A 25,544-nucleotide genomic window follows, 5' to 3' on the forward strand; every position below is an offset into this window, starting at 1 on the left:
ACGGGCGTAACAACTCCCATTCCTCATCAGTCAGTTCATAGCGGCGACTCACAAGACCCATCATCCCGCACCACTACTTTGAAGACACGCCCTAGGGGACGGGCCGCAGGTACACGGTGTCGAGTGCGAGGTGGGCCCCGCCGTGCGCCGCCGCCGTGAACCCCAGTGCGGACAGGCGCACTTCGCAGCCTCCCGCCAGGGGCGCCATCACGCGCGTACGCAGCATCTCGCGCACCCGGTCCAGGAGCAGATCGCCGATGTACGTGAAGTAGCCGCCCAGCACGACCAGTCGGGGATTGAGGACATCGGCGAGGAGCGCCAGACCGAGGCCCAGGTCGTGCGCCACCCGGTCCAGGGCCTCCACCGTGCTCGGATCGCCCGCCTCGGCGCGGCGGCGCAGATCCGCCAGGCGGTCCTCCAGGGCGACGTCGGGGTCGTGCAGCGGATCGCTGCCGCGCGCCGCGAGCCGCAGGATGGCGTCGAGGCCCACCATGGTCTCCCAGCAGCCGTGCCGGCCGCAGACGCACGGATTGCGGGCCGGATCGAGCGGCATGTGGCCGACCTCGCCCGCGAACCCGTCGGCGCCGCGCAGCAGCCGCCCGTCGTTGACGATGCCGGCCCCGATGCCGCGCTCCCCGGTGAGGGAGAGCATGTCGCGGACGCCGGAGCCGCGGACCTGCGCGTACTCGGCCAGCGCGGCCAGCTTGGCGTCGTTGTCCAGGGCGATCGGCGGGAGCGTCGGCACACCGGCCCGGAGAAGGCGCGCCCGCAGCGCGTCGGCCACGGGCACGTCCCGCCAGCCGATGCCGGGGGCGAAGCTCACGGTGGCCGACGCGCTGTCGACGACGCCCGGCACCGCGAGCGTGAGACCGACCGGCCGCATCCCCGCGCGCTCCAGGGCCGCGAGACAGTCGGCGACATGACGGGCCGTCAAATCCAGTACGGCCTCGGGCCCTTCGTCCTTGACCGCGAGCGGCACCCGGTGCGAGTGGACCTGGCTGCCGTCGAGCGCCAGGGCGAGCACATGGACGTAGCTCGTGCTGATCTCCACCCCGACACCGCAGAGGCCGCCGCCGTCCAGACGCACCAGGGTCCCCGGGCGGCCCACGGCGCCCTCGCGCTGTGCGGGCCCCTCGCGGACCAGGCCGAGCCCGACGAGTTCGGCCACGAGACTGGTCACCGTCGGCTTCGGCAGGCCGGTGTCGACGGCTATCTGCGCGCGGGAGCGCGGGCCGCCGTCGCGCAGCAGGCCCAGCACCGCGCCCAGGTTCGTGCGCCGGATCGAGGCCCGGTCCCGGGTGCCGGAGGCATCCGCGGGCGCGGCCTGCGCCGCGGACGCCGTACCGAGATCGGTCACTTCGTGCTCACCCATGTCCTTTCGCCGGCCGTGACCGGTGCGAGTGCCGTCGCTCCCATGATGACAAGTCCGCTGCCGGGCCGACCGGTTGAGGGGATCCTGCCACGGTCCCGCGGATCGCTTGACAGCCCCTGCATTAGTTCGGATTCTAGTCGAACTAAATCACGCCACGTGGTGAACGCGCTGCCAACCCCCCACGGTCAGAGGAGCAGTTGTGTCCGTTCGTCCCAGAACCAAGGCCGTGTGTGCGCTGGCCGCCGCGAGCGCGATGCTGCTCGGCGGGGTCTCCGCCGGGCCGGCGTCCGCCGCCGACCCCGCCTACACCGTCTCCGTCGGGGCGAAGGGCGGCTGGAGCCACCCGGACGACAGCCCCGCCGCCCCGTACATCGACAAGGACGGCACGTTCCGCTATCAGTCCGCCCACGCCCTGTACGGCGCCGACGACCCCCGCGAATGGACCTTCTACCGGGGCGCGGACTTCGACAGCGCGACCCGGGACGCCGCGCTGAGCGACGCCGTGAACCCGGCGAACCCGGACGACCGCAACGACGACACCAGTTGGCGCTGCGACAACAGCCCCACCGGCCGCGAGGCCACGTCCGCCCCGGACCCGTCGAGCTACGCGCGGAAGAACTACTGCGACCTGATGGGCGTCTGGGTCGATCCCGACTCGGGCGACTGGTACGGCCTGGTCCACAACGAGTTCACCCCGAGCCCGTTCGACGACGGGCTGCACTACGACGCGATCGACTACGCCGTCTCGACCGACCAGGGCCGGACGTGGGACATCAAGAGCCATGTCCTCACCTCGCCGTACAGCACGCGCAGGGGCGACGACGCGGCGTTCCCGCACGAGACCTACTCCTACGGCGACGGCGACCCCCGGCTGTTCGTGGACACCGCATCCGGCTACTTCTACGTCTACTACAACTCCCGCGTGATCCCGAAGGGCGGCGTACCCGGCGGCTGGACCGACGGCAGCCTCGCCCACGTGGCCCGCGCCCCGATGTCCGCGAAGATGGCGCCGGGCTCCTGGCACAAGTGGTACGACGGAGCCTGGTCGCAGCCCGGGATCGGCGGCCTGGAGAGCACCATGGAGCCCGTCGACGCCGACCACCCCACCGGGTACACGGCCGTCGAGCACGACTACGACCCGGACAACGCGGGCACTGTCGCCGAGCAGCAGGCGGCCGGTGAACTCCCCGGAAAGTCAGACCTGTTGACGATGAACATCGCCTACGACGCCCACCTCGGCCTGTACATCGGCCAGCCCGAGGCCGTCGTGCAGGACTCCACCGAACCGCAGCGCTTCTACGCCACCGACGACCTCGCCACCCAGAAGTGGCGGCTGCTCGGCGACACCGGCGACTACAAGTCCGGCTCCTGGTACCGCTGGATGCTCGACTCGGTGAACAGGACCGGCTCGACCATCGTCGGGAAGACGTTCCGCAGCTACTGCTCCTTCCAGTGCTCGAACGGCGCCGACGGCGAGTACTACGAGACCGTCATCGACACCGACACCCCGGCCGCCCCCGTCACCTCGGGCAGGACCTACACCGTCGCGAGCGGCGACGGCCGCTTCCTCACCCAGGTCTCCGGCAGCACGCGGACCACCTCCGCCACGGGCGGCGGGAGTTCGGCGCTGAGCCGATGGGTCTTCACCACCAACGGCGACGGCTCGTACCGCGTCGCCAACGCGGCCACCGGACGGCTCCTCGGCGTCGACGCGACCGGCGACGCCGGACGTGCCTGGGGCGCCCGGCCCACCGTGACCGACGCGCCGGCCGGCGGCCCCACCGTCGGACAGCAGTGGTTCGTCATCCCCTCCACGCACCCCGACGGGACACCGGCCGGAACGTACCGCCTGGTCAACCGCTACAGCGGACTCGTCGTCGGCCTCTCCGACGACCCGGACAGGACCGCCGAGACCACCCCGGTACGAGCCTGGAAGGACGCCTCCGGCGGCCCGGTCGGCGACGCCCGCACCGCCGCCGAGCAGACCCTCACCCTCACCGACGCGCCGTCGGCGCACCGCCGCTGACCCCACCCGCGGCACCCGCGTGCGCGTCCCCACCCGGACGCGCACGCCCCCCGAACCGGACGCGCGCCGGACACCCCGCGCGCGTCGGGCACCACCGTCGTCCCAGCCCCCACCGAAGGAACCCCGTGCGCAGACTCGTCACAAGACCCGGCCTCGTCGCGCTGGCCGCCACCGCGGTCGTCGCGGCGACCGCGACCGCCGCAGTACCGGCCACCGCCGGACCCACCGCGGCCGCCGGGAAGCGGCCCACGCAGCACCGCGTCCAACTGATCACCGGTGACGTCGTCCAGGTGACGGACGGCAAGGTCACCGGCTTCACCCCGGCCGCGGGCCGCGCGCACATACCCGTGCACATCGAGAGCGACGGCGAGCAGTCCCTCGTGGTCCCCCTCGACGCCCAGCGGCTGATCTCCGACGGCACCCTCGACGAGCGGCTCTTCGACGTCGAACAGCTGAACACCGCCGCCGCCCGCAGGCTGTACGAGAACGGCCTCAAGGTCATCGTCGGCTACCGGGGCGGCGCCGGCGACGCCCGCGCCGACATCCAGGACACGGGCGCCACGGTCCACCGCGGCCTGAAGGCCCTGAACGCCCAGGCCCTCACGGCGAAGCCCGACGACCTGCCCGCGCTGTGGAAGTCCCTCACGCGCTCGGACAACGATGTCACGCGGACCACCGCGGCCCAGGGCGTCGACCACGTCTGGCTGGACGCCCCCGCCAAGGCCCGACTCGACGTCAGCGTCCCGCAGATCGGCGCCCCGGCGGCCTGGCAGGCGGGCTACGACGGCAAGGGCGTGAAGGTCGCCGTCGTCGACACCGGGGTCTACGCGGACCACCCCGACCTGGCCGGAAAGGTCGTCGCCGCCAAGAACTTCTCCACCTCGGCCGACGACCTGGACCACCAGGGCCACGGCACGCACGTGGCGTCCACGATCGCCGGGTCCGGCGCGAAGTCGGGCGGCAAGTACAAGGGCGTGGCGCCCGGCGCGAGCATCATCGCCGCGAAGGTCCTCGACGACACGGGCAGCGGCGCCGACTCCGACATCATCGCCGGTATCGACTGGTCCGTCGCGCAGGGCGCCGACATCGTCAACATGAGCCTGGGCGGCACCGACACCCCCGACACCGACCCGCTCGAAGCGACCGTCGACCACTACAGCGAGAGCGACGGCGTCCTCTTCGCCGTCGCCGCGGGCAACGAGGGCCCGGGCGCGAGCACCATCGGCACCCCGGGCTCCGCGGACGGCGCGCTCACCGTCGGCGCCGTGGACAGCGACGACCACACGGCCGACTTCTCCAGCCGGGGCCCGCGCCTCGGGGACGGCGGGATCAAGCCGGACGTGACCGCGCCGGGCGTCGACATCACCGCCGCCTCCTCGCCGGGCAGCGCCATCGCCCAGGAGGTCGGCGAGAACCCCGAGGGCTACGTCACCATCTCCGGTACGTCCATGGCTACGCCCCATGTCGCGGGCTCCGCCGCCCTGTTGAAGCAGCAGCACCCGGACTGGAAGGCGGCGCAGCTCAAGGGCGTGCTCACCGCCTCCGCCAAGGACACCGGGTTCGGCGCGTTCGAGCAGGGCGCGGGCCGCATCCAGGTCGACCACGCCATCACGGCCGGCGTCTACGCCGAGCAGACCTCGCTGAACTTCGGCACGGCCGCCTGGCCGCACGACGACGACCGGCCTATCACCCGCACCCTGACCTACCGCAACACGGGCACCTCCGACGTCACCCTCGATCTCACCGCGAGCGGCACGTCGGCGGACGGCGGGGCCGCCCCCGAGGGCATGTTCACGGTCGACCCGGCGAAGGTCACCGTGCCGGCCGGGAAGACGGCCGATGTCACCGTCGCCGCCGACACGGGGACCGAGGCGCCCGACGGCCGGTACAGCGGCGCCGTCGTCGCGACCGCCGCGGACCAGAGCGTGCGCACCGCCTTCGCGGTCGAACGCGAAGTGGCCTCGTACGCGGTCGAGTTGAAGCACCTCGGTCGTGACGGCAAGGCCGCCGCGCACTTCCAGACGTACGTCAAGGCGCTGACCGGCGACGCGGCCGGCACCGAGTACGCCGTCGACGAGGACAGCGACACCACCACGCTGCGCCTCCCGGTCGGCGAGTACACCGTGCAGGGCGTGGTCCTCGCCGACCGCTCCGACCCCACCGCGGGCACGGACTGGATCGCCCAGCCCAAGCTGGTCGTCGACAAGGACCAGAAGGTCACCCTCGACGCGCGCACCGCCGAGCCCGTGGACATCACCGTGCCCGACGGCAGAGCGAAGGCGGAGCAGGCGTACATGTACTACTCCGTCAAAAAGGGCTACACCAACTACCAGTCGGGCTGGCAGCTGGACTCCTACCGGAACTTCCGGGCCGCCCACCTCGGCCCCGAGGTCACCGACGGGTCCCTGCAGCAGCTCTGGGACGCCGACTTCACCGTCGGCGACGCGAAGCAGTACTCGCTCGTGTACGGCGGTCCCGTGCGGCGCCTCGCCACCGGATACACGCGCCACGAGAAGCGCCGCGACCTCGCAGACGTGACGGCGTCGCTCGGCGTGACCAAGCCCGGAAAGGACGTGTGGCTGAGCCCGATCGGCACGGTCCGGGAGTCCCTCATCGGTTTCGCCTCGGGCCGGATCACCCCCGCGCCGACCAGCCGCAAGCTCTATTTGTCGACCGCCGACAAGGCCACGTGGAGCCTCGGCATGGAGCAGGTCGGCGCGCCGCTGCCCAACGGCTGGCAGCCGACGGAATCCCGCCACACCGTCTCCTTCAAGACCTACCGCGCGGGCCACACCTACGAAGAGGTCTTCAACACGGGCGTGTTCGGCCCGCTGATGGACGAGAACAACCACATCGTGCGCAGCGGCAACACCCTGTACGCGTTCCTGCGCCTGTTCGACGACGGCCAGGGCCACGACGGCTCCACGACGGTGCAATCGGCGCACACCAGGCTCACCCGCGACGGCGAGACGCTCTTCGACCAGGACGAGGACGTCGAGTACGCGTCGTTCGCCGTGCCCGCCGAGGACGGCGAGTACACGCTGAGCACCACGTCGACCCGGAGCGAGGACATCGCTCTGGTCGGCACCCGGATCGACGCGAGCTGGACCTTCCGCTCCAAGGACGGTGACAAGACGGCCCCCGCCTCGGTCGTCCGCTTCCACCCGGAACTGGATCTCGGGTCCACGGCGAAGGCGGGCCGGAGGCTGGCGGTGCCGGTCGAGGTGCAGGGCGCCGCCGCCGGGGACGGCCTCAAGTCCCTGACGGTGCACGCCTCGTACGACAACGGCGGCACCTGGCAGCAGCTGACCGTGAAGCACGGCGGTACGTCCCTGAAGGCCCCGGCCAGGGGCAAGGGCGTCGCGCTGCGCGCCGAGGTCGTCGACCGGCAGGGCGGCACGTCCACGGTGACGGTGTACAACGCCTTCCGCGGGCGCTGACCGTCAGTCGTTCGGGCCGGGGCCACGGTCCCGGCCCGAGACGACGGGGGCGAGGCTGCGCAGGGCGAGGCCCGCGGCGATCAGGGTGAAGCAGCCGACGACGAGGCCGAGCAAGGCGAGCGGGCTGACGCCCGTCATGGCGAGCGCGCCGGTGCCGGCGCCGCCGAGCATTCCGGCGCTGATCGGGTTTCCGTACACAGGGATCAACTCCTGGCGATCGGGATGGCGTTGGGGATTCGGTCAGGTGGCGACCCAGTGGGCCTCGCGGCGCAGGGCCAGGTCGAACAGGGAGCGGACGAAGACGGCCTGCCGGAAGAGGTCGTAGAGCAGTTCCGGGATCAGGGGCAGCGCCAGCAGCGTGGCCCGGAGGCCCAGCCGGCGCACGGTCAGGGTGCGTTCGACGACGAAGATCAGCATGATCGCGGACCAGAAGGGCGAGAAGCCGGCCCAGCCGACCAGCGTGAGGTTCAACACCGCGAACAGCAGGAACAGAGCGAGCGCGAGAGCGCCGACGCCGAGCATGAACTGCTGGAAGAAGTACTTCCGGGTGACCGGCGTCCAGCCGTAGTCCCGCAGATTCTCCAGGGCGCCGCGCTGCCAGCGCAGCCGCTGGTGCCACAGCTTGCCGAGGGACGGCATCACCTCCGTGACCAGCCAGCAGCCGTCCGGGGAGACCGTGCGGTGGCCGAGCGTCTTGACCGCCTTCGTGATCTCGTCGTCCTCGGTGAGCGACGCCAGCGAGTAGTAGCTCTCCCCGCCGCCGATGACGCCGTCGAGCCGGGCCCGGCGCACCTGGCGCAGGACGGAGGCGCGGAAGAGGCTGCCGGTGCCGGTCAGCACCACCGCCTCGTTGTCCTTGCGGCGTATCTCCAGGGCATAGCGCTGATACTCCATGCGCTGCAACTGGCCGAGCAGACCGCCGCCCGGCTCCCCGTAGAAGACACCGCCGACCGCGCCGACCGTGTCGTCCGCCATCGCGTCCACCGCGCACTCCACGAACCCGGGGTTCAGGACCGTGTCCGCGTCCTGCACCAGCACCAGCGCCTCGTCGGCGAGATCGGTCAGCAGAGGGACGAGGGCCTGGTTGAGCGCGCCGGCCTTCTTGTCCTCGTTGGCGGTGGGGACGAAGACCTCGGCGCCCACGAGGTCGGCGATCCGCGCGGTGTGGTCCGTGCAGTTGTCGGCGACCACGACGATCCGGTCCGGGCGCACCGTCTGCCGGTACAGACCGGCGAGGGTGGCGACGATACGGTTCTGTTCGTTGTGCGCGGGGATGAGTGCGACGAGGGTCATGAACGAGCTGTCCCTTGCTGCCGGGGGCCGTCACCGGCGGATCGCCCGGCGACGTCCACGACGTTCCGCCCGCGGGGGAGCGGCACGGGAGCACGCGGGTTGCGGCACGGTTGCAGCGGCTCACGCGCGCCGGAAGGGGACGTTCGGCCCGGGACCTACGCCGGGTGCGCGCCGGGCCCGACGTACCGGTACCCGACGCCCCGTACGGTCTCGATGGGGGCCTCGGCGCCGGTCGCGCGGGAGATGCCGCGGCGCAGGCGCAGCACGGCGTACTTCACCCGGGACGGATCGCCGTCGGGCCGGGACCGCCAGGCGTGGCGCAGCAACTGCTCGGGGGAGAGGACCTGCCCGGCGTTGCGGGCCAGGACGTGCAGCAGGTCGAACTCCAGCGACGTCAGCGGCACGAACCGGCCCCGCACGGTCACCTCACGGGCCGCGAGATCCAGCCGGAGCCAGCCGTCCTCGACGAGCTGTTCGGACGGCGTCACCGGGGTCGCCCGGCGCAGCCGCGCCAGGAGCAGTGCCTTGGCCAGCCCGTCGGGCATCCCGTACCAGAGCAGATCGTCGGCGCCGCTCTCCAGCGCGCGCAGCGCCTCGGCCCGCCGGAACGCCCGGTCGACCGCCACGATGTGCAGCTCGTCGGACATCTCGCGGACCCGCCGGAGCACCTCGAAGGGCCCCGGATCGCGCAGGCGCAGCCCGAGGATCAGCAGATCGGGCCGGTAGCGGTACACGTCCCGCACCACCTCGTGGCCCGACGACTCCATCCGGTACGAGAACCGGGGGTCCTCCAGCTCGGCCAGCCAGGCGAGGGGCGCGTCGACCGGCGCCGCCACCAGGATCAGTGGCAACGCCCGGCCCGGCACACCCAGCGCGGAAGCCTCCATGCCCCCATGCTCCGGCGGGTCCGGCGCCCTGTCGCGCGGAGCGGGTCCCGTCAGCCCGGCTGGGCCACGAGAAGCTCGGCCCCGCTCTCGCGGACTCCCTGGGCTGCGGCCTCCGCGAGCGCGGTGTCCGTGACCACGGTGTCGAACGCCGACAGCGGCGCGACCCGGTACCGGCCGAACGTGCCGAACTTCGAGGAGCCCGCGACGAGGACGGAGCTGGCCGCCGACTCCATGGCGGCCTGCTTGACCTCGACCTTGGGTTCCGACGGTGTCGTCACGCCCCGCAGCAGGTCCCAGGAACTGGTGCTCACGAACGCGACGTCGAGAGCGAGCTGACGCAGCGTGGCGGCGGCCAGCCGGCCCACGCTGGAGCGGTTCTCCACGTCGACCCGGCCGCCGATGTGCACCACGTCCAGGTGCGGGGCGGCCATCAGCCGGTCGACGGTCGTGAAGTCGTTCGTGACCACGGTCAGCGTGTCGAGCCGGGCGAGGACCGGGACCATCGCGAGCAGGGTCGTCCCCGCGTCGAGATAGACGGTCATGCCCGCCTCGACGAGGGCGGCGGCCCGGGCCGCCATGGCCTGCTTCTCGTCCTGCTCGACGAGGGTCTTGTCCCGGAAGCTCGGCTCGCTGTTGACATGGCTGGCGATCCGGACGCCGCCGGGGACCGAGAAGACCAGGCCGCCGCGCTCCAGCTCGGCGATGTCGCGGCGGACCGTCATGTGGGAGACGCCGAAGAGCTGGGTGATCTGCTGAACGCTCAGCACCCCTTCGCGGCGCAGGTGCCGCAGGAGTTGCTCACGCCGTTGGTCAGGGATGAGCGGCAGGGGCTCCTGAGCGGTCATCGTCCGTCTCCTCTCGCTTTCGTGTGCGACGTTAGCCGATGATCTTCCTTTTCCGGCCGCGGATCGTCAGCCGCCCACGACCGTGCTGAGCAGCAGCACCCCGCCCAGGCTCAGCAGCGACTGGAGCGACAGCATCAGGGTCCAGGTGCGGAAGGTCTGGGACACGGAGAGCTGGAAGTACTCCTTGAAGAGCCAGAACCCGGAGTCGTTCACGTGCGAGAGCATCACGGCGCCGGACGCGGTGGCGAGCACCATCAGCTCCGGGGAGACGCCGGGGTACGCGGTGAGCAGGGGCGCGACGATGCCGGTCGCCGCGGCGGTGGCCACGGTCGCGGAGCCGAGACAGATCCGCAGCAGCGCGGCGACGAGCCAGGCCAGGAGCAGCGGCGGGATCGACCAGTCCACGGCGTAGTCCGAGATGATCTTGTCGATGCCGGTCGCGGTCAGCATGGCCTTGAGGCCGCCGCCCGCGCCGAGGATCAGCACGATCGTGCCGACCGGGCCGAGCCCCTTGCCCGCCATCTTCTGCAACTGGCCGAGCCCGAACCCCGAGCGGACGCCGAGGGCGAAGAACGCGAACACGACGGCGGCGAGCAGGGACAGGACCGAGGAGTCGCACGCCTCGAAGAAGGCGTACGGCAGCGTGCCCTTGGCGGTGTTGGCCGTGCCCAGCGTGCCGATGAGCATGAGGCCGGGCGGCAGCAGCACCGTGATCAGCGCGAGCGTGAAGGAGACGGGTCGCCGCTGGTTGTCGGGCGCCGGGTCGGGCTGCGGCACCGGGCCCTTGTCCAGGTCGGGCGCCGGCCCGAACCACCGGGAGGCCACCTTCGTCAGCAGCGGACCGGTGATGATCGCCAGCGGGATGCCGATGATGAGCCCGTACAGGATCGTCAGGCCGGTGTTCGCGTCGTACGCGGAGACGGCCAGCGTCGGCGAGGGGTGCGGGGGCAGCAGGCCGTGCGAGACGTACAGGCCCGCGGCCATCGGCAGGCCGATGTACAGCAGGTGGGAACCGGTGCGCTTGGCGACCGCGTAGACCAGGGGCACCAGCATGACGAAGCTGACGTCGAACAGGTGCGGCATGCCGATGAGGAGCGCCGCCGCGGTGATCGCGGTCGGGATCCACTTGACGGGGCGGGCGCCGATGAACACCGTCGCGATGCGGTCCGCGCCGCCCGAGCCGAGCAGGATGCCGCCGAGCAGGGTGCCCAGGCCGATCGTCGGGCCGCTGCTGGCCAGCGCGTCCCCGAAGCCCTCCTGGAAGTGGTCGACGGTCGCGCCCGGGGCGATCCCGGCGGCGAGACCGAGGCCGAGGGCCGAGACGGTCAGCGCCAGGAACGGGTGGATCTTGAACTTGGTGATCAGCACGACGAGCACGACGACGGCCGCGGCGCCGAGCAGCAGGTGCTGGATGTCGGTGCTCACGCGGACACCGCCGGGGCGGCGGCCGGACGGGCGGCGCGGCCGGCCGTCCACGCCTGGGCGAGCTCCGCGTCGGCGTCGGCGAGATCGCCGAGCCGGATCAGTTCGCCCTCCGCGACGGGCCGGGCGAGCGTGGTGTGCGCGGCCAGATAGAGCGGCGCGATGTCGGCGGGCGTGTCCTCGTCGCGGAGCAGGACGGCCTGCACGCCGGTGACGTCGTGGTGGTGTCCGCCCATGGCGAGGACGGTTCCGGCGGGCAGGTCCTGCCGGGCGCGGCCCGCGAGCACGGCGTGCCCGCGCGGGTCGACGCCGCCGGAGGGACGCCCGTGCAGCACCGCCGAGAGCAGGGAGACGGGCGTCTCCACGCCCATCAGGTGGTACGGGAGATAGATCGCCGCGTAGTCGCCGTCGCGGCTGACCACGTGGCCCTTGCCGCGCAGGGTCTCCCAGGTCTCGGGGTCGCCGGTGCGCACGACGACGAAGACGCCCCCGGCGAACGAGGCCTCACCCGGCAGCCGCAGCGCGCTGAACACGTCGACCGCGCCGGCGCGGTGCAGGACGCCGCCGTCCTCGCGCAGCCGGTAGATGTCGGCCAGTTCGGCGATCCGGGCCACGGGGTAGTGCAGCAGTTCGATGTCCGGCTTGAAGCCGGTGTTGGTGGCCACGACCGCCATCTCGCAGTAGTCGGCCGTCGCGCCGACGGGCAGCGCGGAGACGGCGCGGGCCCGGGCGGCCAGGGTGGCGGGCACATCGTCGCCGAGATCGAGCAGCGCGTCGAGCCCCGGCGCCTCGACGGTGGTGTCGAGCTGGGTGACGGTGCCGCGCTCGGGGTCCAGGACGAGGTCGTACTCGCTGGACTTGCCGATCGCCACGATGTCGAGGCCGAGCAGCTCGGCCCAGGTCACCAGCCCGATGAGGTTCGCGGGCTGGTCGCCGTCGGCCGTCGTGTAGACGACCCCGGAGCGCTCGGCGAGGTCGGCCAGGTGCAGTCCGGCGACCGAGTCGACCTCCTTGCTGACCATGGCCACGTGCCGGCCCGCGAGGAGCGCGTCCCTGGCCATGGTGAAGCCGTGCGCGGGGCTGCCGGTCGCCTCCACGAGGATGTCCCACTCGGCGGCGCCGAGCAGCCCGCCGTCGGCCACCAGCGCGATGTGCCCGTCCCGGACGGCGCGCTCGACCTCGGCGGCGTCCGCGCAGTCCGAGACGAGGGACGTGTCGTAGCCGAGCTCGCCGAGCATGGCGCGCACCCTGGGCAGGTCCCGGTCGCACAGCACGGTCGGCTTCAGGGCGGGCATGCGCGGGGTCTGGGCGAGGAGGGTCCGGGCGAAGCCGCCACCGGCGCCGGACAGCGCGTAGCGCACGCTCCCTCCTTCGGCGGTGGCGAACAGGTGGTGCAGGTTCATGGGCCCTCCTCGATGAGCGCGGTGGCTGGAAACACTCCGCCGATTAACAACATGTATCAGGCATTCCCATGTGAGTAAAGGTTGTTAACATAACTTCACAGCCCAGGGTGTTCGACGCTCACACACCGGCCGCGCGCCCACGCACAGCCAACGAAAAGAGGGAGGTCCGATGCCGCTTCTCGGGGCCATCGCCGACGACTTCACCGGAGCCACCGATCTCGCCACCATGCTCGTCGCCCGCGGATTCCGGACCGTGGTCGCGGTCGGCTCCGAGGAGCTGGCGGACGACGGGCCCGCCGCGCGGGAGGTGCGCGCGGCCGACGCCGTGGTCGTCGCCCTCAAGTCGCGCACCGCACCGGCCGACGAGGCCGTCGAGGCGTCCCTGGCCGCCCTGCGCGCCCTGACCGACGCGGGCTGCCGCAGCTTCTACTTCAAGTACTGCTCCACCTTCGACTCCACCCCGAGCGGGAACATCGGCCCGGTCGCGGACGCGCTCCTCGACGCCCTCGGGGAGAGCGCGACCGTCGTCGTGCCCGCCTTTCCCGCCACGGGCCGCACGGTCTACAAGGCGCGGCTGTTCGTCCACGACGAACTGCTCGAAGAGAGCCCGATGCGCGACCATCCGCTGACCCCGATGCGCGACTCCCACGTCGCCCGCCTGCTGGCGCCGCAGACCCGGCGGCCCGTGCGGACGATCGGCCTGGACACCGTACGGGCCGGGGTGGAGGCGCTGCGCGAGGCGCTCACCGCGCCGGGGTTCACGGACGCGCTCACCGTCGTCGACGCCACCGAGGACCGGGACCTGCGGACCATCTCCGCCGCGACCGCCTCGATGCGCCTGGTCACCGGCGCGGCCGGACTCGCCCTCGGCCTGACCGGACCGCACGAGGGCGCCGCCCGGGTCCCCGCCGCGTCGCGCGCCGGTGACCCCGGCGCCGTCCTCGCCGGCAGCGCATCGGCCGCCACCCGCGCCCAGGTCGCCCACGCCACCGGACTGCTCCCGCACCGCAAGCTGGACCTGGCGGCGCTGCGGGCCGACCCCGCCGCGGCCGTCGCCGACCTGGTCGACTTCGCCCGCGCCTGCTGGCACGCCGACCCCGAGCGGCCACCGCTCCTCTACGCCGTCGGCTCGCCCGACGACCTGGAGCACGACACGCCCGAGGGCGCCGTCCCCGCCGCCGACCTGGTCGAACGGGCCCTCGCCGACGTCGCCGTGCGGCTGGTCGGCGCGGGCGCGCGCCGCCTCCTCGTCGCCGGCGGGGAGACCTCCGGCGCCGTGGTCACCGCCCTCGGCGCCCGCACCCTCGCCATCGGCGCGCAGCTCGCCCCCGGCGTCGCCTGGGCCCGCACCGAGAGCGGGGTCGGCGGCAGTCCCGACGGCGTCGATCTGGCCCTGAAGTCCGGCAACTTCGGCGGCACCGACATCTTCACCTCGGCCTGGGACGAGCTGGCATGAGCGCCGCCCGCCACGACCTCGCGGCCACCGGTGCCCGCCTCGCGTCCCTGGGCCTGAGCCCCGGCTCCTCCGGGAACGTGAGCGTCCGCGAGGGGGACCACGTGCTCATCACCCCCACCGGGACCGACCTGGCCGCGATCGACCCCGCCGCCCTCACCGTCCTCGACCTGGCCGGCACCCACCTGGACGGTCCCCGGCCGTCCAAGGAGTTCCCGCTGCACACCGCCTTCTACCGACGCGACCCCGCCGCCCGCGCCGTGGTCCACCTGCACTCCCGCCACGCCTCCGCGATCTCCTGCCGCCCGGCCTGGTCGGAGCGCAGCGCCCTGCCGCCGCTCACGCCCTACTTCGTGATGCGCGTCGGCCAGACCCCGCTGCTCCCGTACGCACCGCCGGGAGACGTCCGACAGGCCGCCGATCTGGAGCGGCTGCCGTTCCCGTTCCGCGCCGCGCTCCTGCAGAACCACGGCCCGGTGGTGTCCGGCCGGACCCTCGACGCGGCCGTCGACGCGGCCGTCGAACTGGAGGAGACGGCCGCGCTGCTCCTCGCGCTCGGCGGCCTCCCCGCCCGCGTCCTCACCGACGACGAGGCCCGCGCGATGGCGGAGAAGTACGGCACCGAGTGGTCCGCGCTCCCTCGCTAGGGAGGGGCCTGAGGGCTACGCGGGCCGCCACTCCGGTACCGGCGGCGCCTCGTGGCGCACCCCGGCCGCCAGCGCCTCCTCGATCACCGCGGGATCGTCGAGCCGCCCGGCGCGCACGACGACATCCGCTCCCGCCGGCGTCACGAGGGACTTGCTGAAGACGATGACCGCCCACGCGTCGTCGGCGCCCGCCTCGCGCACTTCCCACGTGCTCGACAGCGCCGCCAGCACCCCGCGCCCCCGCCAGCGGTAGACGGATCCCGGGCGCGCGGTGAGGCGGGTGTCGACGCCGCGGATGTGGCGCCCGCGCCCGCTCCGGGTGCGATAGGCGACGTCGTCGGCCATCCGCGGCGGGCTGGCGCCGCCGGGTGTCAGCGGGTCGTAGGTGAAGGTGGCGCCCGTGCGCCGGCCGCTCTGCCACAGCGGGAACGAGGAGCAGACGATGTGCCAGGTGCCCGCCAGGCGGGCCGGAGAGACGTCGGGAAGATCCATGGGGCGGACCCTACGGCGTACCGCCGCGGGCCCGCCCTCACGCTCCGTGTTCACCCGAGTGGCAGGAGCGACGGAGCCGCCATAGCCTGGCCGTTGTGGCAGCGCCCGGCACGAAGCTGCCACCGGCGCGCGCGGGGGTGCGCCCGCTCCCATGCCGGGACACGAGGTGAGAACGATGGACGCCCTGCACCTGCCCGTGATCGTCATCCTGATCGGAGCGGTGTTCTTCCTCCTCCGCAAAGGAGGGGGAAAGCTCTCCCACATCGCCGTGGGCGCGGCATTCGGCTTCTACCTGGCGGGCACGTCGGCGGCGTCGGCCGTGTCCTCGACACTCGACTCGGCGGTCACGGCCATCAGCTCCCTGATGTGACCGGCCGGGTCAGCGCAGTCCGGCGAAGAGATCGTTCTCGGGGACGGCCGCGCCGGTGGTGTCCTGGACCCGGACGAAGGTCTCCATGCCCATGAAGTCGCCGAACCGCTCCTTGCCCATCTTCAGGAAGAAGATGTTCTCGCCCTGACTGGCGTGCGCGGCCAGCGAGTCGAACTTCTGGCCGCTGAACGCGGTGGTGTCCACCCAGGTGGTGATCTCCTCGTCGGGAAGGCCCATCTCGGCCATCGCGGCGGCCTCGGCGGGATCCGGCTCCGGCATGTCCGGGTGGAACTCGCGCATGATCTCCCCGAACCGCTGCAGCCCCGACCGGGGCATCGTGGTCCAGTACACCTTCGGCGTCAGGTCGGTCAGGGCGACCGCCGCCATCGTGATCCGATGCGCCTGAATGTGGTCGGGGTGCCCGTAGAAACCGTTCTCGTCATAGGTGACGACCACATCGGGGCGGTACTGCCGCATCAGCTCCGCGAGCCGCGCGGCGCCCGTCTCCACGGGGGTCTGCCAGAAGGCCCCGGGGGCGTCGTTGCTCGGCCAGCCCATCATCCCGGAGTCGCCGTAGTCGAGCGTCTCCAGGTCACTGATCTTCAGGACCTCGCAGCTCGCCTCGAGCTCCTGGCGGCGCATCCGGGCGACGGCGGCCGGATCGTGGCCGGGATCGCCCGGCTTGACACCCCCCGGCCCGTCCCCGCAGGCGCCGTCGGTACACGTCACCAGAACCGTGCGGATCCCCTCGGCGGCGTACTGCGCGAGGACTCCTCCGGTGCTGGTGGCCTCGTCGTCGGGGTGGGCGTGCACCGCCATGAGCGTCAACGGCCGGTCAGTCATGAACAAGTCCCTCGTTAGAAGCCACGTAACGGTCCAAGTGTGCGGCAGGCGCACCGGGACCGTTACGTCCGGCTCCCGTTCCGGGCGGCCCTACTCGTCCGCCAGCACCACGCAGGCGCTCAGGTGCCAGGTCTGGTCCTCCTTCGCGGACAGTTCCAGGTCCACCTCGCGCCCGTCGGACCCGCCGTCCAGCGGCACCCGCAGCCAGGCGAACTCGCGGCCGTCGAGCTGCTCGCTGCGCGCCTTCTCCACGCCGCCGACCCGGACGATCAGCGTCCTGTCGAAGGTGTTCGGATCGCCGGTCAGCAGGTGCGCGGTGCACGGCCCGGCGGGCAGGGCCAGGCGCAGCACGACCGGCGCGCTGTCCCGTACGTAGTCGCGGCGGACCACGTCGAAGAGACCGGTGTCCGTGGCGTCCGGGGTGTCGCCGACCCAGCCGAAGGCCGCGCCCTCGCGCCACACGCTCGCGGGGGAGAGCCGGTCGTAGTCCTTCAGCACCGGTGACGTGTCGGTGCCCGCGTCCAGCGCGTGCACGCAGCGGGCGGCGGGCGGCACGACGACCGTCTTCGCCAGGCTGCGCAGCGAGGAGTCGAGGACCCGCACCGCGCCCGACCGCGGCCGCGCGTGGAGCGTGGTCAGCGCGGGAGCCGGGGGCGGCACGACGGGCAGCCGCACCGTCACGTCCTTCCCGGAGTCCACGTAACCGGTCACCTCCTCGGCGCGCCAGCCCTCCGGGACGTCGAGCCCGGTCACCGCGCGCAGCCCGGAGCCGGTCGCGTTGACGATCTGCACGGGCAGTTCGTTGCGCTCCCCGGCGACCAGCACCGTGTCCGCCGGGGCGACGACCGCCTGGAGCCAGCCGCGCCGCTCGTCCCGGATCCGGCTCAGCTCGAACCAGTAGGCGACCAGCGTGTCCCGCCACTCGGCGGCCCGGTCGCCCTGCTCCCCGAACAGGCGGGACACCTCGGTGAGCCGCCTGCGGTCGATCCGGCCGCCCAGCGCGTCCCAGCCGGCCCGCATGTCCGCAACCCGTGCCGCGCCGTCGAAGTGCGTGTCGTAGATGCGCTGGATGACGGTGTCCCCGTCGGCCAGCCGGTGGGTGTACGGGACGTGGTGCAGGAACAGGAGGAGTTCCTCGGGGCAGTTCTCCAGGGACTCGTAGGCGTCCCGGATCGCGGGCGCGTACAGCGCGGGATAGCCGTCGCCGGTCGCCGCGGTGCGGTCGTAGCCGATGCCCGTGCGGTCCGACTTGTGGAACTGGGTGGTCGTGGTCGGGCTGGGGTCGAAGTGCCCGGTCACCGAGCCGTCCGGCGGGTGCGTGAGGTACCCCGTGCCCAGCGGTGACGTGTAGTCCTCGTACGTGCGCCAGGAACCGAGCAGCAGCTCGGAGACGGTCCCGACGACAGCGGGGTCGTTGCCGAACGTCATCCGGGTCCACTCGTCGGCCAGGTGCTCCGCCGACAGGCCGGGGTTCCACGCGAGGCGCCCGTAGCCGTGGGTGTTGGCGGCGGCGAGGTGGGACCCGGTCCAGTTGCGGGCGTCGCCGAAGTTCATCACCCCGGCGAACCCGTAGTGCGTGTACGCGTGCACCTTGCCGGTCACGACCCGGGCCACGGTGCTGCCCTCGCCCGCCTTCAGGGTGTCGAAGTCCAGGACCTCCTTCCACTGCGGGACGAGGTAGCACAGATGGGTGGCGTGCCCGGTGTACTCCTGCGTCACCTGGAGCTCGATCATGGAGTTGGTGTGCGGCAGCGAGCCGAACAGCGGGTGCGCGGGCTCGCGGACCTGGAAGTCGATCGGCCCGTTCTTGATCTGCACGACGGCGTTGTCGGCGAACTTGCCGTCCAGGGGCGTGAAGTCGAGGTAGCCCTGGCGGTCCCACTTCGCGTCCGTGTCGTGCACGAAGGCCCGCCACATCACGACGCCGCCGTACGGCTGCAGCGCGCCCGCCAGCAGATTGGCCCCGTCGGCGTGGGTGCGCCCGTAGTCCAACGGCCCAGGGCGGCCCTCGGAGTTGGCCTTGACCAGGAATCCGCCGAAGTCCTCGATCTTCGCGTAGATCTCCGCGGCCTTCTTCGCCCACCAGTCCCGCACGCCCGCGTCGAACGGATCGGCGGTCTTCAGACCGCCCAGGTCGATGGGCGCGGCGAAGTTCGCCGTGACGTACAGCGCCACGCCCCAGCGGCGCAGCACTCCGGCGAGCGCGGCCAGCTTGGTGAGGAACGGCTCGGCGAGATAGTCCGCGGGCGTGTTGACGTTGTTGATCACGGCGGCGTTGAGGCCGAGCGAGGCGAGCACGCGCGCGTAGTCCGTGTACCGCTCGTCGAGCCGCGGGAGCTCCTCCCAGTCGAAGAAGGACCGGCCCGCGTAGCCGCGCTCGATCGATCCGTCGATGTTGTCCCAGTGATCGGCCACCCGCAGCGGCGCGGCGGGGAGCTCCGTGATGTCGACGCGGTCCAGCCGCCGCCCGGTCTGGACGAGGCGCAGCAGATGGAACGCGCCGTAGAGCACCCCACGGTCGGCGGGGGCCGCCACGACGATGCGGGTGCTGCCGTGCCGGGTGACCCGGCGCACGACGTACCCCTCGTCGCCGAGACCGTCCAGATCGGCGTCGGGCACCAGTGCGCGGACCAGGGCGGAGCTCTCGGGGGTGCCCACCACCAGCGCCGGGCCGGAGGGCGCGGCGTCGCGCGCCGTCACCCGTCGGCCGAGCAGCCCGGACAGGCCGCGGGTCAGTTCCTCGACGGCCGAGCGCTGGAGGGGGCCGCCGCCCTGCCAGACGAGATCCTTCAACGCGGTCCGGTAGTCGGCGAGTCGATCGGCGTCCGCGACCTGCGGATAGCGCAGCCACAGGTCGTATCCGTCCTCGGCGGGCAGCGCGCCGGCTGCCGAGGACGACTGTGCCGACGCGGGTGCGGACAGGCCGAGCGCACCGGCCGCGCCTGCCAGGGCGGCCGCGGACAGGACGCTGCGGCGCCGTATTCCTGAACTCATGACTCCCACTTCCATCGTTGGAGAAGGCGTGCGTTTCCGGGCCGTGCGCAGGCGCCGGGCCGGGGCCCGGCGCCTGCGGGTGACCACGGGATCAGGGCGCCCAGGGCGCCTCCACGGCCCACGTCGTGTCCTCGGTGAACAGCGACGGGTTGTCCGCGGCCCGGGATCCGCCCGGTACGGCCAGGTAGACCTCGGCGTTGTAGTGCCGCAGGTACTGACCGGGATAGTTCTGTGCCATCAGCCGGACGCCGCCCTGCCCGGGCACCGCGCAGAACGTGGCGTCGGCCCGGAACAGCGCCGAGCCGTCACCGGCCTCCCGGTGCACCCGGAACTCGCGGTGGCGCAGGTACTCGCCCGGGTAGTTGCGGGACTCGAACGAGTAGCAGGAGTTGTCGGAGAGACCCGGCACCACCCGCCAGGTGGCGTCGTTCTTCAGCAGATCGGCACTGGCGGACGTGACGACGTCCGTGTAGGCGAGGGCGTCCCGGTGCCGGAGGTAGCGGTCGGTGTAGCCGGGGGTGGTGACCCGCAGCGACTTCAGGCCGGTCGGCAGGGTCGTCGGACCCGCCGGATTCGCGGAGGCCGCGATCAGGGCCTGGTTGGCCGCCTTGACCCGCGCCGCGTCGACCTTGACCACCTGACGGTCGTACGTCAGGAGGCCGTTGACCTCGTTCTCGACATCGGTGATCTCCGTGTACACGGAGGCCGAGAGCCCGGCCGGCATCTGTTGCAGGCGCAGCGCGTCGAGCAGTCCGACGAACCGGTTGTTCAGATGCGCGGCGTCGGCCTGGTCCTCGTAACTGAAGCCGTTGCCCGGCGACCACTCGTGGCCCGACACCCGCATCCCCAGCCCGCCGTACTCGCCGAGCACGGCGGCCCGGGTCGAGGACGGGCTCGTCACTCCCGGCCCGACGTACACGTGATGGTCGATCACGTCGCCGTTGCCGCCGTCGACCGCGCCGCAGCAGTTGATGCCGCTCATGTTGTCGACCAGGCGCGAGGGGTCGGCCGCCTTCACCTTGTCGGCGATGCGGGCCTGGTCGTACTGGCCCCAGCCCTCGTTCTCGTCGACCCACATCACGAGCGACGGCGAACTGCGGTGCTCGTCGATGATCTGGTCGAACTCCGCCTCCCACTGGGTGCGGGCCGCCGAGTCCGGAGTGCGGGTGTCCATCGCGGGCATGTCCTGCCACACCAGCAGGCCCAGCCTGTCGGCCCAGTAGAACCAGCGCTGCGGCTCGACCTTGATGTGCTTGCGGACCATGTTGAAGCCGAGGTCCTTGTGCTTCTGGAGGTCGTACTTGAGGGCGTCGTCCGTGGGCGCGGTGTAGATGCCGTCCGGCCAGTAGCCCTGGTCGAGGGTGCCGGTCTGGAAGACGAACTTGCCGTTGAGCAGCAGCCGTTGCTTGCCGTTGACCGTGCCCTTCGAGATCGACCGCATCCCGGTGTACGAGCCGACGGAGTCGACGACCGTGGAGCCGGAGACCAGCTCGCCCCTCACGTCGTACAGGAACGGGTCGTCCGGCGACCACAGATGCGGGTTCGCGATCTTCACCGTCAGCTCCGAGCCGACCGCGCCGGTGGCCGTGCCGACCGTCGTCCCGCCGGAGCTGACCGTGACCCGCGCGCTCTGCCCGCCGATGCCGGCGCCCCGCACGGTGACCCGCAGCGTCGAGTCGGACAGCCGGGGCACCATGTCGAGCCGCGTGATGTGCGCGGCGGCGGTCGGCTCCAGCCAGACCGTCTGCCAGATGCCGGAGGCCGCCGTGTAGAAGATGCCGCCGCCGGGGTGCGGCGTCACGTCGTTGATGCGCTGCTTGCCCACGGCCTGGCCGCCGGTCTGGGTCGGGTCGAAGACCGAGACGACGATGGTGTTGGTGCCGCCGTTCAGCAGTGGCGTGATGTCGTAGCCGAACGCGTCGTAGCCGCCGCTGTGGACCGCTCCGGCCTGCTGGCCGTTGACCCACACCGTCGTACGCCAGTCACTGGCACCGAAGTTGAGCTGGACCCGGCGGCCGTTCCAGCCGGCCGGCACCGTGAACGTGCGCTTGTACCAGAGCTTGTCGTTCTCGGTGATCTTGCGCTGGATGCCGGAGAGCGCGGACTCCGCGACGAACGGCACCCGGATCTGGTCGGTGAAGGACGCCGGCTGCCCCGCGTCCTTCCCGGTGACGGCGAAGTCCCAGATGCCGTTGAGGTTGGCCCAGTCGGGCCGGGTCAGCTGCGGCCTCGGATACTCCGGCAGCGGGTTGTCCTTGGAGACCTGGGCGGTCCACGGGGTCGTCATGGGCGCAGGCTTGGGGGTCCAGGCGGCGGGCGCCGCCGAGGCCGCCGGGGCCAGCACGGTGACACCGCCCAGGAAGAGGGCCAGGACGGCCAGCAGGACGCCGATGGGTCTTAATCCGGTGAGGCGCGAGGGCATGGGGGTGCTCCTTCGTCGAAGTCGTCGAGCTCGTCGGAGTGGCAGTGGTGCTCTCACAGGTGCTGCCTGCCTTTTACAACGCTGTAAGTCGGCTGTACAGACTCCGCGTCAGAACTTCTTCTCCGGCCCCATGAGTCACTCACATGTGGCGAATCGGCCTGTTCGCCCTGAATGCTGACGAGGTCTCAGAGGGCTGGGACATGATCGCCGTACATCGATGGAACGGCGTCCTGGAGAGCTTCGGGCCGGGGCGTGCGTCGCTCGTATCGCGCTGCCCGGGAATCGATCCCAGACTGGTCGGCATGAGTGACATCGAGATCCACGACGACCGCGACGCCGGATTTCTGCGCGCCCGGATCGGCGGCGCCGACGGCGAGATCGCCGGGTACGTCCAGTACTTCGTCCTGGAGGAGCCGCAGCGCGCCCTCGTGCCGGTGCACACCGTCGTCGAGCCCGCGCACGAGGGGAAGGGCATCGGCGGCTCCCTCGCCCGTGAGCTGTACGCGACCGCCGCCCGGGAGGCGATCGCGGTCGCCCCGCTGTGCCCGTTCGTCGTCCGGTGGGCGGCCCGGCACCCCGGCGAGGCGCCCGCGGCCCCGGACCCGCTCCTCGACGCGGCGAAGGCGGCTGTCGGGGACCATCCCGAACTGTGGTGACCGGCACGGACGGGTGAGAAGCGGGCCGGTGGCGGTGCGTAGGGTTCTGGGCATGAAGCTGGCGCTCCTGCACACCTCACCCGTCCACGTCCCCGTCTTCGACGCCCTGCGCGACGCCGCCCACCCCGGCCTCGCGCTGCGCCACGTCGTGCGCGAGGAACTCCTGGAGCGGGCCCGCGCCGAAGGCCCCCGCGCCGTCGCCGACGACATCCGTACGCTGCTGGAGACGGCGGCCGCCGACGGGGCGGACGCCGTCCTGTGCACCTGCTCCAGCATCGGCGCCGTCGCCCAGGAACAGGCCGTGCCCGCCGGAATCCCCGTGCTGCGCGTGGACCGGCCGATGGCCGCGCGGGCCGTCGCCGAAGGGCCCCGCGTCGTCGTGGTCGCCACCACCCACAGCACCCTCGGCCCGACCGCCGCCCTCGTCGAGGAGGAGGCGGACCGCGCCGGACGCGCCGTCGAGCTGCGCACCGTGCTGGTCGAGGACGCCTGGGCGCTGTTCCTCGCCGGTGAGCGCGAGAGCTACCTCGACCGGGTCGCCGCCGCCCTCGACACGGTCACCGGGGCCGACGCCGACGTGATCGTCCTCGCCCAGGCGTCCCTGGCCGACGCCGCCGCCCGCACCCGGACCACCGTCCCTGTGCTCTCCAGCCCGCGCCTCGGACTGGCCGCCGCGGCGGCGGAATGCGCGCGGCGCCCCAGCGCTTAGGTTGAGGGACGTTGTCCGCACCACAACCGAGGGACGAGGAACCGCCATGACCGACGTCGTCATCAGCCCGACCGGATGGGTCGCCGACCAGGCCCGGGTCTACGAGGAGTCCGGCGGCACGAAGGGCACCACCATCCAGGGTGCGCCCTGCCTGCTCCTCGACTACCAGGGCCGCAAGTCCGGGCAGTGGCGCCGCACCGTCCTCATCCACGGCCGCGACGGCGAGGACCTGCTGATCGTCGCCTCCTACGGCGGCGCGGACGAGCACCCCCTGTGGTACCTGAACCTGGTGGCCAACCCGGACGTACGGCTGCGCGTCGGGACCGAGCGGTTCACCGCGCGCGCCGAGACCCTGTCGCCCGAGGACAAGGCCCGCGTGTGGGACTCCCTGGTCGAGCTGTTCCCGCGCTACGCCGAGTACCAGAAGAAGACCAGCCGGGACATTCCGGTCGTGCGACTCGTTCGTACGGACGGCTGACAGGACGCGTGGACTCGGCGGGCGTGGGCACGCGCCCCGGGAGACAGTGGAGGTTCACCGCCGCCGAGGCGGTGGACCACGACCCTCCGAAACGCTGGAGGCACCGCCATGACCCAGCCGTTCCCCGACCCCGTCCCGCCCGGGCCCGTACCGGGCCCGGGGCCGAGTCCGGGCCCCGGACCGGACGTCCCGGACCCGGGACCGCTCCCGGACCCGCTGCCGACCCCGATGCCCCGGCCCGTGCCGGAGCCCTCGCCGGCACCGGTCCCGCCGGGCCCGACCCCGGACCCCGACCCGACCCCGCCGGAGCCCGAGCCCTCACCCGTGTGAGGCGCCGTGCGGGCTCAGGCCTCCACCTCTGAGCGGTCACCGCCCCAGAGCGTGTGGAACGAGCCCTCGCGGTCGGTGCGCCGGTACGTGTGCGCGCCGAAGAAGTCCCGCTGGCCCTGCGTGAGCGCGGCCGGCAGCCGCTCCGCGCGCAGCGCGTCGTAGTACGCGAGCGCCGCCGCGAAGCCCGGCGTGGGCACACCCTGGATGGTCGCCGCGACCAGGACGGCACGCCAGTCGTCCTGGGCCGCCGCGATCTCGTCGGCGAACTCCTTGTCCGAGAGCAGGCTCACCAGGCCGGGCTCGGCCTCGTACGCCGCCGTGATCCGGTCGAGGAAGGCCGCGCGGATGATGCAGCCGCCGCGCCAGATCCGGGCCACCGCGCCCGAGTCGATGTCCCAGTCGTAGGTCTCGCTGCCCGCGGCGATCTCGTGGAAGCCCTGCGTGTACGACACGATCTTCGAGGCGTAGAGCGCCTGCTCGACCCGGTCCGCGAAGGCCGCGGCCTCCGACTCCGGCAGTGCCAGCGCCGCCGGACCCGCCAGATGGCGGGAGGCCGCGCGCAGGTCCGCGTGGCCGGACAGCGAGCGGGCGAACACCGCCTCCGCGATCCCGGACACCGGCACGCCCAGATCGAGGGCGATCTGCACGGTCCAGCGACCGGTGCCCTTCTGCTCGGCCTGGTCCTGGACGATGTCGACGAACGGCTCGCCGGTCGCCTCGTCGACGTGGCTCAGCACCTCCGCCGTGATCTCGATCAGATACGAGTCGAGCCGCCCCTCGTTCCACGAGCGGAAGATCTCCGCGATCCGCGCGGGGGAGTACCCGGCGACGTCGCGCAGCAACTGGTAGGCCTCGCCGATGAGTTGCATGTCCGCGTACTCGATGCCGTTGTGCACCATCTTCACGAAGTGCCCGGCGCCGTCCGGACCGACGTGCGTGACGCACGGGGCGCCGTCCTTCGCCTTCGCGGAGATCTTCTCCAGCATCGGGCCGAGGGAGGCGTACGACTCCACGCTGCCGCCGGGCATGATGCTCGGCCCGTGCAGCGCGCCCTCCTCGCCGCCGGAGATCCCGGTGCCGACGAAGTGGATGCCCCGCTCCCTCAGCTCCTTCTCGCGGCGGCGGGTGTCCGCGAAGTGCGCGTTGCCGCCGTCGATGATCATGTCTCCGGACTCCAGGAGCGGCGCGAACTCCTGGATGACCGCGTCCGTCGCCTCGCCCGCCTTCACCATGATGACCAGGCGGCGGGGCCGCTCCAGCGCCGCCACGAACTCCTCGGCGGTCCCGGCCGGGACGAAGATGCCCTCCTCGCCGAACTCCTCGACCAGCTGGTGCGTGCGGGACGCGGTGCGGTTGTGGAGGGCGACGGTGTATCCGTTCCGGGCGAAGTTCCGGGCGAGGTTGCGGCCCATCACCGCGAGACCCGTGACACCGATCTGGGCTGTAGTGCTCATGCCTGTCG

20 protein-coding genes are annotated in these 25,544 nt (G+C 72.3%); 8 read left to right on the forward strand and 12 right to left on the reverse strand.

Translation table 11 applies throughout. From position 1 onward, the window contains the following. Positions 1-91: 91 nt before the first annotated feature. On the reverse strand, positions 92-1,372 hold the full coding sequence (locus ABZ930_RS19335) for an ROK family transcriptional regulator (RefSeq protein WP_361549216.1): 1,281 nt from the start codon (positions 1,370-1,372) through the stop codon (positions 92-94). Positions 1,373-1,571: 199 nt separating this feature from the next. Between ABZ930_RS19335 and ABZ930_RS19340 the strand changes: the two genes are divergently transcribed. After that, positions 1,572-3,398: an RICIN domain-containing protein gene (locus ABZ930_RS19340; protein WP_361549218.1), complete on the forward strand. Its 1,827-nt coding sequence runs from the start codon at positions 1,572-1,574 to the stop codon at positions 3,396-3,398. A 125-nt stretch (positions 3,399-3,523) separates the two neighbouring features. After that, positions 3,524-6,838, forward strand: coding sequence for a S8 family serine peptidase (locus tag ABZ930_RS19345; RefSeq protein WP_361549220.1), 3,315 nt, complete (start codon positions 3,524-3,526; stop codon positions 6,836-6,838). A gap of 3 nt (positions 6,839-6,841) precedes the next feature. Here ABZ930_RS19345 and ABZ930_RS19350 read toward each other — a convergent pair whose 3' ends face one another. The 6 genes from ABZ930_RS19350 to ABZ930_RS19375 all read right to left on the reverse strand — a co-directional run bounded on the left by ABZ930_RS19350 (position 6,842) and on the right by ABZ930_RS19375 (position 12,688). Continuing rightward, positions 6,842-7,036 carry a hypothetical protein gene (locus tag ABZ930_RS19350; RefSeq protein WP_361549222.1) on the reverse strand — a complete coding sequence of 65 codons (195 nt, stop codon included), beginning with the start codon at positions 7,034-7,036 and terminating at the stop codon, positions 6,842-6,844. A gap of 42 nt (positions 7,037-7,078) precedes the next feature. After that, positions 7,079-8,131 (reverse strand): glycosyltransferase family 2 protein, encoded by a 1,053-nt coding sequence (locus ABZ930_RS19355; protein ID WP_361549223.1) that lies wholly within the window; start codon positions 8,129-8,131, stop codon positions 7,079-7,081. A 155-nt stretch (positions 8,132-8,286) separates the two neighbouring features. Continuing rightward, positions 8,287-9,018: a response regulator transcription factor gene (locus tag ABZ930_RS19360; protein ID WP_361549225.1), complete on the reverse strand. Its 732-nt coding sequence runs from the start codon at positions 9,016-9,018 to the stop codon at positions 8,287-8,289. Between the two features lie 50 nt (positions 9,019-9,068). Further along, positions 9,069-9,863: a DeoR/GlpR family DNA-binding transcription regulator gene (locus tag ABZ930_RS19365; protein ID WP_361549227.1), complete on the reverse strand. Its 795-nt coding sequence runs from the start codon at positions 9,861-9,863 to the stop codon at positions 9,069-9,071. 66 nt (positions 9,864-9,929) lie between these two features. After that, positions 9,930-11,288 (reverse strand): gluconate:H+ symporter, encoded by a 1,359-nt coding sequence (locus ABZ930_RS19370; protein WP_361549229.1) that lies wholly within the window; start codon positions 11,286-11,288, stop codon positions 9,930-9,932. Further along, positions 11,285-12,688, reverse strand: a complete 1,404-nt coding sequence (locus tag ABZ930_RS19375; RefSeq protein ID WP_361549231.1) for a homoserine dehydrogenase — start codon at positions 12,686-12,688, stop codon at positions 11,285-11,287. Before ABZ930_RS19375 ends, ABZ930_RS19370 begins: the two co-directional genes overlap by 4 nt. A gap of 169 nt (positions 12,689-12,857) precedes the next feature. On the opposite strand from ABZ930_RS19375, the gene otnK reads away from it, so the two are divergent. Next, on the forward strand, positions 12,858-14,144 hold the full coding sequence (gene otnK, locus ABZ930_RS19380) for a 3-oxo-tetronate kinase (protein ID WP_361549233.1): 1,287 nt from the start codon (positions 12,858-12,860) through the stop codon (positions 14,142-14,144). Then, on the forward strand, positions 14,141-14,788 hold the full coding sequence (locus tag ABZ930_RS19385) for a class II aldolase/adducin family protein (RefSeq protein WP_361549235.1): 648 nt from the start codon (positions 14,141-14,143) through the stop codon (positions 14,786-14,788). The genes otnK and ABZ930_RS19385 overlap by 4 nt, the downstream gene beginning before the upstream one ends. A 15-nt stretch (positions 14,789-14,803) precedes the next feature. On the opposite strand, the gene ABZ930_RS19390 is transcribed toward ABZ930_RS19385, so the two are convergent. After that, complete coding sequence (locus tag ABZ930_RS19390; protein WP_361549237.1) at positions 14,804-15,280, reverse strand: hypothetical protein; 477 nt, start codon at positions 15,278-15,280, stop codon at positions 14,804-14,806. A gap of 175 nt (positions 15,281-15,455) precedes the next feature. Here ABZ930_RS19390 and ABZ930_RS19395 point away from each other — a divergent pair, with 175 nt between their 5' ends. Further along, entirely contained in the window at positions 15,456-15,650 is a 195-nt protein-coding gene (locus ABZ930_RS19395) for a DUF2304 domain-containing protein (protein ID WP_111661371.1), read from the forward strand. Positions 15,651-15,659: 9 nt separating this feature from the next. On the opposite strand, the gene ABZ930_RS19400 is transcribed toward ABZ930_RS19395, so the two are convergent. From ABZ930_RS19400 to ABZ930_RS19410, 3 genes are all read right to left on the reverse strand, one after another. Then, positions 15,660-16,493 (reverse strand): PIG-L family deacetylase, encoded by an 834-nt coding sequence (locus ABZ930_RS19400; protein ID WP_361549239.1) that lies wholly within the window; start codon positions 16,491-16,493, stop codon positions 15,660-15,662. Positions 16,494-16,583: 90 nt separating this feature from the next. Next, a complete protein-coding gene (locus ABZ930_RS19405) occupies positions 16,584-19,487 on the reverse strand; it encodes an alpha-glucuronidase family glycosyl hydrolase (protein ID WP_361549241.1) in 2,904 nt (967 codons plus the stop codon). A 91-nt stretch (positions 19,488-19,578) separates the two neighbouring features. Further along, the gene (locus ABZ930_RS19410; protein WP_361549243.1) at positions 19,579-21,909 is read right to left on the reverse strand and encodes an AbfB domain-containing protein; all 2,331 of its coding nucleotides are present in this window, start codon (positions 21,907-21,909) and stop codon (positions 19,579-19,581) included. A 302-nt stretch (positions 21,910-22,211) separates the two neighbouring features. Here ABZ930_RS19410 and ABZ930_RS19415 point away from each other — a divergent pair, with 302 nt between their 5' ends. The 3 genes from ABZ930_RS19415 to ABZ930_RS19425 are packed head-to-tail and all read left to right on the forward strand — an operon-like array spanning position 22,212 to position 23,752. Next, positions 22,212-22,565, forward strand: a complete 354-nt coding sequence (locus ABZ930_RS19415; RefSeq protein WP_361549245.1) for a GNAT family N-acetyltransferase — start codon at positions 22,212-22,214, stop codon at positions 22,563-22,565. A 52-nt stretch (positions 22,566-22,617) separates the two neighbouring features. Beyond that, positions 22,618-23,274 carry an aspartate/glutamate racemase family protein gene (locus ABZ930_RS19420; RefSeq protein WP_361549247.1) on the forward strand — a complete coding sequence of 219 codons (657 nt, stop codon included), beginning with the start codon at positions 22,618-22,620 and terminating at the stop codon, positions 23,272-23,274. Positions 23,275-23,320: 46 nt separating this feature from the next. Beyond that, positions 23,321-23,752 carry a nitroreductase family deazaflavin-dependent oxidoreductase gene (locus tag ABZ930_RS19425; protein WP_361549249.1) on the forward strand — a complete coding sequence of 144 codons (432 nt, stop codon included), beginning with the start codon at positions 23,321-23,323 and terminating at the stop codon, positions 23,750-23,752. Between the two features lie 344 nt (positions 23,753-24,096). Here the strand turns inward: ABZ930_RS19425 and gndA are convergent, their stop codons facing one another. Beyond that, on the reverse strand, positions 24,097-25,536 hold the full coding sequence (gene gndA / locus ABZ930_RS19430) for an NADP-dependent phosphogluconate dehydrogenase (protein ID WP_361549251.1): 1,440 nt from the start codon (positions 25,534-25,536) through the stop codon (positions 24,097-24,099). Positions 25,537-25,544: the final 8 nt, after the last annotated feature.

The sequence above is a fragment of the Streptomyces sp. NPDC046716 genome (assembly GCF_040645755.1).
Taxonomy (GTDB): Bacteria; Actinomycetota; Actinomycetes; order Streptomycetales; family Streptomycetaceae; genus Streptomyces.

What these genes read in the sequence shown, in the direction of transcription:
- ABZ930_RS19400 (WP_361549239.1), bottom strand. Translation starts at nt 16,493, where the DNA reads ATGACTGACCGGCCGTTGACGCTCATGGCGGTGCACGCCCACCCCGAC.
- ABZ930_RS19355 (WP_361549223.1), bottom strand. Translation starts at nt 8,131, where the DNA reads ATGACCCTCGTCGCACTCATCCCCGCGCACAACGAACAGAACCGTATC.
- ABZ930_RS19410 (WP_361549243.1), bottom strand. Translation starts at nt 21,909, where the DNA reads ATGCCCTCGCGCCTCACCGGATTAAGACCCATCGGCGTCCTGCTGGCC.
- ABZ930_RS19360 (WP_361549225.1), bottom strand. Translation starts at nt 9,018, where the DNA reads ATGGAGGCTTCCGCGCTGGGTGTGCCGGGCCGGGCGTTGCCACTGATC.
- ABZ930_RS19405 (WP_361549241.1), bottom strand. Translation starts at nt 19,487, where the DNA reads ATGAGTTCAGGAATACGGCGCCGCAGCGTCCTGTCCGCGGCCGCCCTG.
- ABZ930_RS19415 (WP_361549245.1), top strand. Translation starts at nt 22,212, where the DNA reads ATGAGTGACATCGAGATCCACGACGACCGCGACGCCGGATTTCTGCGC.
- ABZ930_RS19375 (WP_361549231.1), bottom strand. Translation starts at nt 12,688, where the DNA reads ATGAACCTGCACCACCTGTTCGCCACCGCCGAAGGAGGGAGCGTGCGC.
- ABZ930_RS19365 (WP_361549227.1), bottom strand. Translation starts at nt 9,863, where the DNA reads ATGACCGCTCAGGAGCCCCTGCCGCTCATCCCTGACCAACGGCGTGAG.
- otnK (WP_361549233.1), top strand. Translation starts at nt 12,858, where the DNA reads ATGCCGCTTCTCGGGGCCATCGCCGACGACTTCACCGGAGCCACCGAT.
- ABZ930_RS19390 (WP_361549237.1), bottom strand. Translation starts at nt 15,280, where the DNA reads ATGGATCTTCCCGACGTCTCTCCGGCCCGCCTGGCGGGCACCTGGCAC.
- ABZ930_RS19425 (WP_361549249.1), top strand. Translation starts at nt 23,321, where the DNA reads ATGACCGACGTCGTCATCAGCCCGACCGGATGGGTCGCCGACCAGGCC.
- gndA (WP_361549251.1), bottom strand. Translation starts at nt 25,536, where the DNA reads ATGAGCACTACAGCCCAGATCGGTGTCACGGGTCTCGCGGTGATGGGC.
- ABZ930_RS19385 (WP_361549235.1), top strand. Translation starts at nt 14,141, where the DNA reads ATGAGCGCCGCCCGCCACGACCTCGCGGCCACCGGTGCCCGCCTCGCG.
- ABZ930_RS19420 (WP_361549247.1), top strand. Translation starts at nt 22,618, where the DNA reads ATGAAGCTGGCGCTCCTGCACACCTCACCCGTCCACGTCCCCGTCTTC.
- ABZ930_RS19335 (WP_361549216.1), bottom strand. Translation starts at nt 1,372, where the DNA reads ATGGGTGAGCACGAAGTGACCGATCTCGGTACGGCGTCCGCGGCGCAG.
- ABZ930_RS19395 (WP_111661371.1), top strand. Translation starts at nt 15,456, where the DNA reads ATGGACGCCCTGCACCTGCCCGTGATCGTCATCCTGATCGGAGCGGTG.